Genomic DNA, 12,974 nt, shown 5'->3' with positions numbered 1-12,974 from the left:
TGGGGCGGGAGAATGCCGCCCCACCGCCTATCGGCTCAGCGCAGGAACGCCGAACCCCGCGTCACCGCGGAATAAGCGTCCACCGAACCATGCCCGTAGAACCCGTTGAACGACGCGTCACCCAAGCAGGTCGCGGTAAACGAAGCGTCCCGGCCTTCCTTGAGGTAATCGACCGTCCGCGGCACCGGGCACGCGATCGGCGCCGCCGTGCCTTCCAGCACCCGCTGCACCGCGTCCGGATCCATCGACACCGAATGGCCGGTCTTCTTGCCGTACTGGGAAACGATCAGCGCCGCGACCCCAGTCGCATGGGGAGCCGCCATCGAAGTCCCTTGCAGCCACTGGTAATAACCGACCCGGCCGTCGCTCGCGGTCGCCTTTTGCACCCCGAGCGCGACCCCAGCAGGCGTCAGATTGCCTGCGGCGTCGATGTTTCCGGCCACCACCCCGACATTGCGCGGGTACGAGGACAAGATCTCGTTCTCGACCGTCCGGTACCACGGCGTGCCGTAGCCGTCACGGAAGAACCCACCCGGCGCGGAAACGGAAATCTGCTCGGTTCCGTAGTTGGAGTAGTCCGCTTTCGCCTGCGTCGGACCGAACGAACCAACACCGATGGTGTGCGGTCCTTCGATCGGCAGCGAGAAGCACGAAGTGTTGTCGATCTTGCGCGGGTGCGGTCCGTTGGCCGGGTAGTCCGGGCTCGTGACGTCGTCGTGCGGCGCGGCCAGTTCGTCGTGCTGGTTGCCGAGCGCGACCACCATCGTCACGCCCTTGCGGTGCGCGTAATTCAACGCCCGCGTGGTCGCCTCGATGATCGTGCGCTGTTCGGCCTGTTCCGCGGCGGAATCCGCCGGGTTCGAACGGCAGTTGTACAGCCACGGGTCCACGTAGAAGCTCATGTTGACGACGTCGATCCCCGCGTCGCCGGAATACGTCAGCGCGTCGACGGTCGGCTGCAGGAAGAAGAACCCGGCGTCCTGTCCGGCGCGGATGTTCACCAGCGTCACGTTCGGCGCGACCCCGGACACCCCGAATCCGTCGGCCGCGGCGGCGATCGTGCCGGCGACGTGTGTGCCGTGGCCGTTGTCGTCGTGGTCGACCGGGTCGACGCAGCCGCGATATTCGCACGGCCCGTCGACCACGGTGCCGTTGACGTCCGCGACAATGTCCTTGGTGAAGTTGCGCGAATCGGCCTTGTCGAAGTTCGGCGCGATGTCCGGGTGACTGCCGTCCACCCCGGTGTCGATGATGCCGACCTTCACCCGCTTGTCGCCCGCCTGCTTGGTGCGCGCGAGGTCGGAGCGGGTCGACTTGAGGCCCCAGAGCTGGTCGTCCAGCGGGTCGGTGCCGACCGCCTTGTTCGCCGCGGCCTTGCGCGACACACTGCCGCGGCCTTCCTTCTCGACCGCGTCCGGCTTCTCCTTCTTGCCGGCCTTGGGCGCGCTGCCGATCGCTTTCGCCTTGGCCGCGCCGAATACCGCACGGTTGGCCGAAACCCGCTCAGTGAAGCCCACAGCGGGCGCGGTGGCGGTGATGAGCCCAACCGCAGCGTTGGTCGCGACGACCGTGCCGCCGGCAGCGCGCACCGCCTGCTGCGCGGCGGCGACGCTCTGGCCATCCCGCGCCAGGACGCTGAATTCCGTTACTGGCCCGGCCGGCTGGGCCGACGCCGCCGGAAGGGCGACGCCGGACACCGCGCCGAACAGTGGCACCGCGAGTGCCACAGCGAGCAGTCTTGGTCTTTTCACGAGTCCTCCTCACGAAAACCGACAATGCAACGTACATAGCGGACACTGCGTGCGGCAATCGGCGAACCGGAGGAATTGCCTCGTTACGGAACCACCGACTGTACCTCCGCGAAGTGACAAGCCGACAGATGCCCGTTCGTCCGCGGTTCCAGCTTCGGCACCTCCGATGCGCAAATGTCCGAGGCTTTCCAGCACCGCGTGCGAAAACGGCATCCCGACGGCGGGTCGATCGGGCTCGGCACGTCGCCCTCCAGCCGGATCACCTGCCGCTGCCCGCGCACCGCCGGGTCCGCGACCGGCACCGCGGACAGCAGCGCCTGCGTGTACGGATGGGACGGTCGCTCGTAAATCTCGTCCTCAGTCCCGATTTCGACGATCTTCCCGAGATACATCACCGCGACCCGGGTGGACAGATGCCGCACCACCGACAGGTCGTGCGCGATGAACACATAGGACAGTCCGAACTCGCCCTGCAGTTCGCCGAGCAGGTTCATCACCTGCGCCTGGATCGAGACGTCCAAAGCGGACACCGGCTCGTCGCAGATGATCACCTTGGGCCGCAACGCCAGCGCCCGCGCGATCCCGATGCGCTGCCGCTGCCCGCCGGAGAACTGGTGCGGATACCGGTTCACGTGCTCGGGATTGAGCCCGACCACCTCCAGCAATTCCTGCACCTTCTTCGCCCGCGAACCCTTCGGCGCGACGTCGGTGTGGATCTCGAACGGCTCGCCGACGATATCGCCGACGGTCATCCGCGGATTCAGCGACGTATACGGGTCCTGCAGCACAATTTGGATCTCCCGCCGCATCCGCCGCAGTTCCGCGCCGCGCAGCTTGAACAGATCGCGGCCCTCGAACGTCGCGCTGCCGCTGGTCGGCTCCTCCAGGCGCATCAGCACCTGGGCGAGCGTCGACTTGCCGCAGCCGGATTCGCCGACCACGCCGAGGGTTTCGCCCGGCTGCAGGTCAAAAGACACGCCGTCGACGGCCTTGACCTGCGCGATGGTCCGCTTGAACAGCACGCCGTCGCGCACCGGGAAGTGCTTGACCAGGTCGCGCACGCTGAGAATCGGCTCACCCATGGCTTTCCACCACCTCCTCGGCGAAGTGACACGCACTGACCCGGCCGAACCCGAGCGCGTGCGAGGACGGCCGCTCGTCGCGGCACCGCTGCTCGGCCCGCTTGCAGCGCGGGTGGAACGGGCATCCGGACGGAATGTCGAGCAGGCTCGGCGGCAGGCCCTTGATCGTCTCCAGGGTCTGTCCTTTGAGGTCCAGCCGCGGCAGCGAATCCATCAGCGCTGCGGTATACGGATGCCCTGGCGAACTGAACAATTCCCGCACGTCGGCCTGCTCCACGATCCGCCCGGCATACATCACCGCGATCCGGTCCGCGACCTCCGCCACCACGCCGAGGTCGTGCGTGATCAGCACGAGCCCCATCCGCCGCTCCCGCTGGATGTCCGCGAGCAGGTCCATGATCTGCGCCTGCACAGTCACGTCCAGCGCGGTCGTTGGCTCGTCCGCGATGAGCAGATCCGGGTCGAGGGCAAGGGACATCGCGATCATCGCGCGCTGCCGCATCCCGCCGGAGAACTGGTGCGGATAGTCCTTCACTCGCCGCTGCGCCGCCGGGATGCGCACCAGGTCGAGCAGTTCGATCGCCCGCTTGCGCGCGTCCTTTTTAGACATGCCAAGCCGGACCCGCAGCTGCTCTTCGATCTGGAACCCAATGGTGAACACCGGGTTCAGCGCCGAAAGCGCGTCCTGGAAGATCATCGCGATCTCCGCGCCGCGGATCTGCCGCCGCCGGTCCGCCGACGCGGTCAGCAGGTCCTCGCCGCGATAGCGGATCGACCCGCCGGTGATCACGCCCGGCGGCGTGTCGAGAATTCCCATGATGGTCTGCGCGGTGACACTCTTGCCGGAGCCCGATTCGCCAAGCACGGCAAGGGTTTCCCCGGCATGCACCGAATAGCCGACGCCGTTGAGCACGTTGGCCACGCCGTCGGAAGTACGAAACTCCACCCGCAGGTCTTCGACTTCGAGCAGCAGCTCGCCCTCGGCAGTCGGACCGGATTCAGTGGACACTGTGGACATCGCGGCTACCTCGACTTCGGGTCGAGCGCGTCGCGGATACCGTCACCGAGCATCACGAACGCGAGCACGGTGACGGTGACGAACGCACCAGGGAACAGGAGCATGTGCGGCACCGCGCGGAAATAGTCGCGCGCGTCGCTGATCATGACGCCCCACGACACCACCGGCGGCCGCACTCCGATGCCGAGATACGCCAGCGTCGCCTCGGCCCCGATCGCCGCGCCGAGCGCGATCGTGGCGTACACGAGGACCGGCGCGAGCGTGTTCGGCAACAGGTGCCGGAACACGATCCGCGGCGTGCTCGCGCCGAGCGCGCGGGCCGCTTTCACGTAGTCCAGCTGCTTGGCCACCAGCGTCGCGGACCGCATGATGCGCATCGCCACCGGCCAGGTCAGCACCGCGATCGAGCACACCACCTGCACGATGATGGTGAACTGCCCGGGGTTCGTTCCCGGCGCGTTGAACGTGGTGAGGATGACGATCGCGCCGAGCACGAACGGAAGGCCGGCGAAGATGTCGCCGAGCCGGGACAGCAGGCTGTCGATGATCCGGCCGTAGTACCCCGAGACGATGCCGATCAGCGATCCGAAAAGGACAGTGAGCAGCGTCGCGAAAACCCCGACCAGCAAGGATGCCCTGGCACCGTAAATGGTGCGCGCGTACACGTCGTAGCCCTGGTTGTCGTAGCCGAACCACGCGTCCCCGGACGGTCCTTCGTTGGCGTGGGTCAAATCGCTGTAGCCGGCGTCGCGGTGCGAGAACAGCCCCGGCGCGATCGCGATCAGCACGACCAGCAGGATGATCAGCGCGGAAATCACGAAGGTCGGCTTGCGGCGCAGCTGCCGCCACGCGTCGCCCCACAGGCTGCGCGGTTTCTTCGGACCGGCGTCGGCCGAGCTGTCCACATGCGACAGCTGTGCCGCGTCGAGTCCCCCGCCGCCGACGAGATTCGGGTCAGTCATAACGGATCCTCGGGTCGAGAACGGCGTAGAGCAGGTCGACGATCAGGCTCATCAGCAGATACACCAGCACCAGCAGCACGACGACGCCGACGACGGTCGCGCTTTCCCGGTTCTGGAGGCCGCGGAAGATCAGCCCGCCGAGACCGTTGATGTTGAACACGCCCTCGGTCACGATCGCCCCGCCCATGAGCGCGCCGAGGTCGGTGCCGAGGAAGGTCAGCACCGGGATCACCGAATTGCGCAGCAAGTGAATGCCGATGACCCGGCTGTTGGGCTGTCCCTTGGCGATGGCGGTGCGGATGTAGTCGGCGTGCCGGTTCTCCGCGATCGACGTTCTCGTCAACCGCGCGACGTAAGCCATCGAAAGGCTGCCCAGCGCGATCCCCGGCACGATCAATTCGCCGAAACTCGGGTCGTCCGAGACGCTCGCGTCGATGATGCCCAGGTTCACGCCGAGCACGATCTGCAGCACGATCGCGGTGACGAACACCGGAAGCGAGATCAGGAACGTGGTCGAGACCAGTACCAGGTTGTCGAGGAAACCCTTGCCGCGCAAGCCGGTCAGCACGCCGGCGCTGAGGCCGATGACCGCTTCGATGAGCACCGCGACGAGCGCGAGGCGCAGCGTGATCGGGTAGGAGGTGGAGATCAGCTCGCCGACCGCGGAGCCGTTGAAAGTCTCGCCCCAGTCGCCGCTGAACAGGCTTCCGAGGTATTTGAAGTACTGGACGAACAGATTGTCGTTGAGGTGGAACTTCTCGGTCATCAGGTCGATGTAGGCCTGTGGACAGGCCTGCTGACCGCATTTGCCGGAGAACGGATCCCCGGGTACGGCCCACACCAGTGCGTAGATCAGGAAGGTGGTGCCGAAGAACACCGGGATCAGCTGGAGCAGGCGACGCAGGACGTAACGAATCATGCGTGGTTCCTAAGAGTGCGCGCCGGGCTCGTGAGTGTTCACGCCGGTTCTAACCGGAATGAACACTCACGAGCCGCGTGGTGGGAACGGACGAGTCAGCGCGTCACTTCTTGAGGACCTCGACCGACGAGTAGTCCGCGCGGCGGCGGAAGTCGAGGACCACGGTCTTGGTGTGCTTCGACTTGGCCGCGACGCCCTTCTCGTCCCACACCGGGATCGAGGGCAGGTCCTTCGCGATCAGGTCCTCGGCCTGCTGGTACAGCTTCAGCGCGGCGTCCTTGTCCGCGGTCGAGTCGGCCTGCTTCAGCAGAGCGTCGACCTGCGGGTTGGAGTACGTCGAATCGTTCGACGACGCCCCGGTCCGGTAAAGCGGGTTGAGGAAGTCCTCAATGGACGGATAGTCCGCCGACCAGTCGGAGCGGCCCATGCCGGTCAGCTTGTGCCCGGTCACGATGCTGCGCCACTGGCCGAAGTCGGTCGCCGGAACGAAATCGCATTCGACGCCGAGCGTGTTCTTGATGCTGTTGCACGCGGCCACGAGCGGTTCCTTGCGTCCGCCGTCGGCGTTCGAGGCGATGGTGAGCTTGCCCTTGAACCCGGACTTCGCGAAGAGTTCCTTCGCCTTCGCCGGGTTGTACTTGCAGTACTCGCCGCACACGCCCGGCCGGTAGCCCGGAATGCCCTGCGAGATATAGCCGTCGGCCGGGACGTAGGTGTCGTGCATGACCGTCTTGGTGATCTGCGGGCGGTCGATCGCCATCGAGATCGCCCGGCGCAGGTCGAGGTTGTTGTAGCCGGGAACGTAGTACGGCACCGCGATCGTGCTGATGCCGAGCAGGTGCCCGGTGACCAGGTTGTCCTTGAGGTCGGTCTTGTACTTCTCCGCGGTGAGCGCGGACGGCGGCAGCGTCTCGATGAAGTCGAGCTTGTTGCTCAGCAGGTCCTGGTACGCGGTTTCCTGGCTGGCGTAGATCTTGACGTCGAGGTCCTTGAACTTGACCTTGTCCTGCCCCTGGTAGTCGTCGAACCGGGTCAGCTTGATCTCGACGTTCGGCGTGCGGCTGACGAACTTCATCGGGCCGTTGCCGATCGGATGCTTCGCGAAGGCCGCGGGGTCCTTGAAGAAGGAGTCCGGCAGCGGCGAGAACGCGGTGTAGCCGATCTTGGTGGTGAACACGGAGAACGGCGCGTCCAGCGTGACCTGGAATTCGTAGTCGCCCTTCACGACCAGCCCGGACATCTTGTCCTTGGCCGGCTTCGCGTTCTTGTCGGCCGGGTGGACGTCGGAGTAGCCCTGGATGTTCTCGAAGAACGTGCTGTTGATCTGGCCGTTCGCCGAGTTGGCCCCGTAGTTCCAGGCGTCGACGAAGTTCTTCGCCTTGACCTCGGTGCCGTCGTGGAACTTCCAGCCGTGCTTGATCTTGATGTCGAAGACCTTGGAATCGGTCGTGTTGATCGACTCCGCCATCTCGTTGTACGGCTCGCCGTTCTCGCCCTTGTACGCGACGAGCCCGGCGAACATCGGGTCGACGGCCTTGGAGCCGCCCAGCTCGTTGGTGTTCGTGGGGACCAGCGTGTTCTGCGGTTCCGTGCCGTAGACGGTGAAAGTCCCGTTCGGGTCTGCCTCGCCTGACGACCCACTGCCGGATCCGCCGCCCCCACAGGCAGTCAGGAGCAGTGACAAGGTTGTCACGACAGCGGCCGCGCTCCAGAGCCTGGATGAACCCCGCATGTCCCCTCCGTTTCTAGCGTCCGAATAGCGACATGGAGGCTAGCGTGATCGGCCCTTCGTAACCGGATCACCGGGTTGCACATGAATAACGACGCCGACCGTCACCCGGACAGCTCACGACGAACTGCGGTTGATGACTTTCGGTCATTTTGGTACGGGTCCGGACCCGGGGTGCGCGCCCGGTCACCGCGGGGCTGCGGAGCGTTCAGGCGAGCGACAAAGCGATGCCGTCCAGGATGTCGTGCTCGCTGACGACCAACTGGTCCGGACCACCGCGCGCGGCGAGTTCCTCCGCGAGCACCTGGACGACGACCGCGCCGCCGCCGATCACGTCGACCCGGCCGGGGTGGATCACCGGGTTCCCGGCGCGGGTCGCGCGGTCGGCCGCAAGGAGGTGCCCGGCGAGCCGGTCGATCTCGCCGTGGCTCAGCTTCGACAGGTGGACGCGTTCCGAGTCGTACTCGGGCAGCTCCAGCGAAACCGCCGACAACGTGGTCACCGTGCCGGCGACGCCGATCCAGGTGCGGGCCTTCGCGACGTCCACGACGTCGAACGCCTCGGTGAGGATGCCGCGGGCCAGTTCGCGAGCCGCGGCGATCTCGTCGGCGGTCGGCGGGTCGCCCTTCAGCGCGCGCTCGGTGATCCGGACGCAGCCGATGTCGACGGACTTCGCGGCGAGCACCTCGGCCTCGCGGCCGTTCCAGGTGCCGAGGACGAGTTCGGTGGAGCCGCCGCCGACGTCGACGACCACGAACGGCCCGTCGTCCGGGTCCTGCTCGCCGACCGCGCCGGTGAAGGAGAGCCGGGCCTCCTCGTCGCCGCTGATCACCTCGGCTTCGACGCCGAGCGTTTCGCGGGTCATCGCGAAGAACTCGTCGCGGTTGCTCGCGTCGCGGGTCGCCGAGGTGGCGACCATGCGCACCTTCTCGACGCCCTTGCGCCGCGCGGCGACGGTGTAGTCGGCGAGCGCGGCGCGGGTGCGCTCGAGCGCTTCCGGCGCGAGCCTGCCGGTGGCGTCGACACCCTGGCCGAGCCGCACGATGCGCATCTCACGGTGCAGGTCGCGCAGGTCGACCGTGCCGTCGTGGCGCGGCGTCAACTCGGCGACGAGCAGACGGATGGAGTTGGTCCCACAGTCGATCGCAGCTACCCGAGGCATGGCTCCGACTTTACTTGGTCGCGGGCGGTTCGCGGGGCAGGCGGGCATAGGCAGGCCCTATGCCCCTTCGCCGACATTTGGTCTTTGCTTTCCGATCTTTTCCCGACGTACGGTTTCCGTGTTCGCCGCGTTTCTTCTCGCGGCGGTTCTTTCTCCCTTTATCGAGAGGTTTCAGTGGCATGCCCACGATCGAATACGGAATAGCCGGAAAACGAGCGGTCGTCACCGGCGGTTCCCGCGGAATCGGCGCGGCAATCGTGCGCCAGTTGCTGGCCGCGGGCGCGTCGGTGCTCACCACCGCCCGATCGGCCGGCCCGGTGCCGGAGGGGGCGTCGTTCGTCGAGGCCGACGTCCGCACGCAGGACGGGGCCCAGACGATCGCCTCCGCCGCGCAGGAGGTCCTCGGCGGCGTCGACCTGCTGGTCCACAACGCGGGCGGCGCGCGCCCGCACCCCGGCGCGCTGGCCATTCCGGACGACGAATGGCAGGACGCGCTGGCGGTGAACTTCCTGGCCGCGGTCCGCCTGGACGCGCTGCTGGCGCCGGGCATGCGGGACCGCCGATCGGGCGCGATCGTGCACATCTCCACGGCCGCGACCCGTCCGCCGTTCCCGCCGTTCCTGCACTACGTGACGGCGAAAACGGCGCTGGAGGCGTACAGCCAGGGCCTGGCCGCCGAACTGGCCCCGGCCGGAGTCCGCGTCAACGCCGTGTCACCCGGCCGAACCGCCACCCCCGGCGGCGTGGCGACGCGGGAACAATGGGCGAGCCAGTCGCCCGGCTTCGCTCTCCCGGAGGTCCCGCTCGGCCGCGACGGCGAACCCGACGACATCGCCAACGCGGTGCTGTTCCTGCTGTCCGACCAAGCGAGCTGGCTGACCGGAAGCGGGCTGTCCGTCGACGGAGGCGAATTCCCGCGATGAACGCTTATCAGGGCAAGACCGCCGTAATTACCGGCGGCAGCACCGGAATGGGTTTCGCCACCGCGAAATTGTTCGCCGACGGCGGTGCCAAGGTAATCATCACCGGCCGTTCTCAATCTCGCCTGGACACGGCCCTGGCCCAACTCGGCCCGCAGGCGACGGCTATCCGCGGCGATGTGGCGTCGCTCTCCGACCTGGACACGCTGGCCGGCCAGGCGCCCGGCCCGATCGACGCCCTGTTCGTCAACGCCGGGATCGCCCGGACCGAACCGTTCGAGTCGGTCACCGAGCAGCAGTACGACGAGCAGTTCGCGATCAACGTCAAGGGCGCGTACTTCACCGTGCAGAAGCTCGCACCGAAGCTGCGCTCCGGGGCAGGCGTCGTGCTCACCACCTCGACCGCGAACGTCATGGGCATGCCGACCAGCAGCGTCTACTCGGCGGGCAAGGCCGCACTGCGATCGATGGCCCGCACCCTCGCCGCCGAACTGCTCCCGCGCGGCGTCCGGGTCAACGCGATCAGCCCCGGCCCGATCGACACCGAGATCCTCGAAGCCGGGATGACCGACGAGGAAGCCGCGCAGTTCAAGGCGGAACGAGCCGCCGCCAACCCGATGAAGCGGCTGGGCACCCCCGAAGAGATCGCCCGCGCCGTCGCCTTCCTTGCCTTCGACGCCACCTTCACCACCGGCATCGAACTGGTCGTGGACGGCGGCGACACGCAACTCTGACGGTTAGGCGGCCGCCGGCTGGTACCAGCTCTCGTGCCGCAGAAACTCCAGCAACGCCATCTCCGCGGGCCCCGCACCAGGCCGAACTGCCGCGACGACGGGCTGGGACACGACCGGAAACACCGGCCGGACAAGCTGCTCGTGCCCCTCCGGCACCGCCGACGCCGGAACGAGCGTCACTCCCAGCCCGTGCGCGGCCCACCGCACCGCCGTCGAGGTCTGCGACACCCGCGCGACCGCGGTGGGCGTCAACCCGTTGTCGCGCAACACTTCGGTGAGGAACCCGTCGAGCGCGCTGTCCTGATCGAACCTGATCCAGTGTTCTTGTTCCAGCTCCCGCAACTCGATCCGGTCCTTCTTGAGCAACCGGTGCCCCGCGCCGAGGACGACCACGAACTCCTCGTCCCCGAGGTGATGCCCCTCGTACAGCCCCTCGTCACACGCCGATCCCAGCAGCGCGAAGTCCAGCACCCCATGCCGGGCGAGCTGCTCCAGCTCCGCCGGATTCGGCTCCTCGAAAACCGTCACCGCCAGCCGGGGAAACCGCTCCCGCAACGCCGCCAGCGCGCCCGGCAGCTGCCGCGTCCCCAGCCCCATCTGCGCCGCGACCCGCAACTCGCCGACCAGCTCGTCCGCCCCCGCCCGAGCCGTAGCCCGCGCCCGCCGCGCCGCCCGGACCGCGACCTCGGCGTCCTGGAGAAACGCCCGCCCGACCACCGTCGGCACCAACCCGGTCGGCGTCCGGGAAAACAGCTGCACGCCGAGTTCCCGCTCAAGCCCCCGAATCTGCTGCGAAACCGACGGCTGGGCAACGTGCAGCAACTCGGCCGCCGCGGTCACCGAGCCCGCCTCCGCGACCGCCAAGGCGTACTCGAACTGACGAAGGCTCATCGGTTCTCCTGCAGGTCGCGACGGTAGTAATGATGTAAGCGAGGCTACCCGGATCGAACCCGTCTCAGCCGTCAGCCGCCCCACTGCTACTCGGCCCAGCACTGCTCGACGAAACGCAGGTCGACGTTGTCGGCGTCGTCGATGCCGAGGTCGACGTCGCCGAACTGCTGGAACCACACGTCGGAACACTCGACCCGGTGGTCGGCAAGCTTGTCGGCCCGCCGGACGTCGGCGTCGGCATCCCAGTAGGCGTCACCGAGGGCCCACCACTGGAAACCGGCGGCAACGACACCCCCGGCGGCGGCCTGTTCCCCGGACGAGCCGAGGGCACCGCACTGGACGTCGCCGGCGCGGGAACCGAACTGTTCGGCACCTGCACGAAGCCCTTGCGGTACGCCTCAGCCCAGAGGATGACCGTGGTGACGTAAGCGTCGGAGTTGTTGTAGCGGTAAATGGCCGTCCGCAACTGATCCGGATTAGCCAGATCGAGCCCACCGGAGCACAGATAACGCGCCGCCGCGAGCGAGGAGTCGAACAGATTGCCGGGGTCAGCCTTGCCGTCACCGTTGCCGTCCGCCGCGTAACTCCGCCAGGTCGCAGGGATGAACTGGAACGGCCCGACCGCACGATCCCAGACCGGATCCTGATCAAGCACCCCGTGGTCAGTGTCCGGAATCGCCGCGTACTGGCCCGTCCCGTTGAGCTGAGGCCCGAGGATCGGCTGAAGCGTCGTCCCAGCCGCGTCGACATACCCGCCCCGCGCGTGATCCGACTCGATCCGCCCGATGCTCGCTATAAGCGCCCAGTCGATATGACAGCCCGGCTGCTCTTTCCCCAGCACATCAGCCGCATGCCGATACGCGACGAGCGCGGTAGCCGGAATCCCGAGCGGCCCGTCCGGAAGGTCATCCGCAGGCAGGGGAACCAGCGCCGGCGCATTAGGCAACCGCCCGTCGACCGCGACGCCGCGAATGCCCGGGTCATACCCCTGATCAGGCAGCACGTCCGCGGTATGCACCACCGGCATCCGCCCCGCCCACCCGACGATCAATCCCGCCCCAAGGGACGCCGGAAGCACTCCCAGCACCCCCGCGAGCAGCGCGACGACCGTCCGATGCCGAGAGACCACACTCCGGGCCCGATAACGCCCCCGCCGCGCCCGAACCCTCGCGCGGCCGATCCATCTCGGCTTTTCCGGTGGTGGGGCGATTAGCGCGCGCTTCTTGGTTCTTGCTGAGCTGGTATCCGCGGAACCGGAGGTGGTTTCCTCGCCCGCTACTTGAGCACCAGCGGCGTCGTCTTCGGCGCTTGCCGCGTCCGACTCCCTGCGGTTGGCTCGACCGCCAGTCGCTTCGGTATCCGCCGCCTCATCGTTGGCGCGGTCCCCGTCGGCTGTCGCTCCAGTGGCGGTTTCGCTTTCGAAGCCACCGCCACCGCTCTCCTCGCCGCCAGCCGCAGCCCCTTCAGCCGCCCCGCCAGCGGCTACCTCGGCAACTCCACGTTCACCGACTTCCTCGCCACCAGCCCCGTCACCCGCTCCACCGATCGCTTCGGCAACCCCATCGTCAGCACCAGCCTCGCCAATGGCCCCGCCGCCAACCGAGTCACCTCCGCCGCCAGCGCTCCCCGCACCACCAGCAGCACCGTCGGCAGCCCCGGCAACCGCACCACCCGCCGCCGACTCAGCCCGCCCCTCCGCGCCGGAAGTCCGCACCGAACGCCGGAATCCGCGTGGCACCCGCACTGTCCGCCCCTCCCCGGCGCGCCCGGCGGTGCACCCAGGCTCGCCTGCTCGGTGTGAAGCTC

12 protein-coding genes and 1 pseudogene are annotated in these 12,974 nt (G+C 67.6%); 4 read left to right on the top strand and 9 right to left on the bottom strand.

Annotated elements, in window-relative coordinates; genetic code table 11:
* Window positions 1–35: 35 nt before the first annotated feature.
* The 7 genes from ACFSVL_RS03375 to ACFSVL_RS03345 form a co-directional block, all read right to left on the bottom strand.
* Entirely contained in the window at window positions 36–1,751 is a 1,716-nt protein-coding gene (locus ACFSVL_RS03375; protein WP_378300293.1) for a S8 family serine peptidase, read from the bottom strand.
* Between the two features lie 83 nt (window positions 1,752–1,834).
* Window positions 1,835–2,833, bottom strand: coding sequence for an ABC transporter ATP-binding protein (locus ACFSVL_RS03370; RefSeq protein ID WP_378300291.1), 999 nt, complete (start codon window positions 2,831–2,833; stop codon window positions 1,835–1,837).
* Window positions 2,826–3,851, bottom strand: coding sequence for an ABC transporter ATP-binding protein (locus tag ACFSVL_RS03365; protein ID WP_378300289.1), 1,026 nt, complete (start codon window positions 3,849–3,851; stop codon window positions 2,826–2,828). The genes ACFSVL_RS03370 and ACFSVL_RS03365 overlap by 8 nt, the downstream gene beginning before the upstream one ends.
* Window positions 3,852–3,856: 5 nt before the next feature.
* Window positions 3,857–4,813, bottom strand: coding sequence for an ABC transporter permease (locus ACFSVL_RS03360; protein ID WP_378300287.1), 957 nt, complete (start codon window positions 4,811–4,813; stop codon window positions 3,857–3,859).
* On the bottom strand, window positions 4,806–5,732 hold the full coding sequence (locus tag ACFSVL_RS03355; RefSeq protein WP_378300285.1) for an ABC transporter permease: 927 nt from the start codon (window positions 5,730–5,732) through the stop codon (window positions 4,806–4,808). The genes ACFSVL_RS03360 and ACFSVL_RS03355 overlap by 8 nt, the downstream gene beginning before the upstream one ends.
* Window positions 5,733–5,835: 103 nt before the next feature.
* Window positions 5,836–7,464 carry a peptide ABC transporter substrate-binding protein gene (locus ACFSVL_RS03350; protein ID WP_378300283.1) on the bottom strand — a complete coding sequence of 543 codons (1,629 nt, stop codon included), beginning with the start codon at window positions 7,462–7,464 and terminating at the stop codon, window positions 5,836–5,838.
* Between the two features lie 205 nt (window positions 7,465–7,669).
* Entirely contained in the window at window positions 7,670–8,623 is a 954-nt protein-coding gene (locus ACFSVL_RS03345) for a Ppx/GppA phosphatase family protein (RefSeq protein WP_378300281.1), read from the bottom strand.
* Window positions 8,624–8,802: 179 nt separating this feature from the next.
* On the opposite strand from ACFSVL_RS03345, the gene ACFSVL_RS03340 reads away from it, so the two are divergent.
* Both ACFSVL_RS03340 and ACFSVL_RS03335 read left to right on the top strand, forming a co-directional pair.
* On the top strand, window positions 8,803–9,546 hold the full coding sequence (locus ACFSVL_RS03340; protein WP_378300279.1) for an oxidoreductase: 744 nt from the start codon (window positions 8,803–8,805) through the stop codon (window positions 9,544–9,546).
* Window positions 9,543–10,277 carry an SDR family oxidoreductase gene (locus ACFSVL_RS03335; protein ID WP_378300277.1) on the top strand — a complete coding sequence of 245 codons (735 nt, stop codon included), beginning with the start codon at window positions 9,543–9,545 and terminating at the stop codon, window positions 10,275–10,277. Before ACFSVL_RS03340 ends, ACFSVL_RS03335 begins: the two co-directional genes overlap by 4 nt.
* A gap of 3 nt (window positions 10,278–10,280) precedes the next feature.
* Here ACFSVL_RS03335 and ACFSVL_RS03330 read toward each other — a convergent pair whose 3' ends face one another.
* Window positions 10,281–11,168: a LysR family transcriptional regulator gene (locus ACFSVL_RS03330; protein WP_378300276.1), complete on the bottom strand. Its 888-nt coding sequence runs from the start codon at window positions 11,166–11,168 to the stop codon at window positions 10,281–10,283.
* A 197-nt stretch (window positions 11,169–11,365) separates the two neighbouring features.
* Between ACFSVL_RS03330 and ACFSVL_RS03325 the strand changes: the two genes are divergently transcribed.
* Window positions 11,366–11,596, top strand: a complete 231-nt coding sequence (locus ACFSVL_RS03325) for a hypothetical protein (protein WP_378300415.1) — start codon at window positions 11,366–11,368, stop codon at window positions 11,594–11,596.
* Window positions 11,597–11,670: 74 nt separating this feature from the next.
* Here the strand turns inward: ACFSVL_RS03325 and ACFSVL_RS03320 are convergent.
* Window positions 11,671–12,195, bottom strand: a pseudogene (locus ACFSVL_RS03320) (lytic murein transglycosylase); the annotation flags it as partial.
* A 252-nt stretch (window positions 12,196–12,447) separates the two neighbouring features.
* Here ACFSVL_RS03320 and ACFSVL_RS03315 point away from each other — a divergent pair.
* Window positions 12,448–12,969 (top strand): hypothetical protein, encoded by a 522-nt coding sequence (locus ACFSVL_RS03315; protein ID WP_378300275.1) that lies wholly within the window; start codon window positions 12,448–12,450, stop codon window positions 12,967–12,969.
* The last annotated feature ends 5 nt before the right edge of the window (window positions 12,970–12,974 follow it).

Source organism: Amycolatopsis silviterrae (assembly GCF_042684085.1).
GTDB classification, from domain to species: domain Bacteria; phylum Actinomycetota; class Actinomycetes; order Mycobacteriales; family Pseudonocardiaceae; genus Amycolatopsis; species Amycolatopsis silviterrae.
This window is presented reverse-complemented; position numbering and strand designations above follow the sequence as displayed.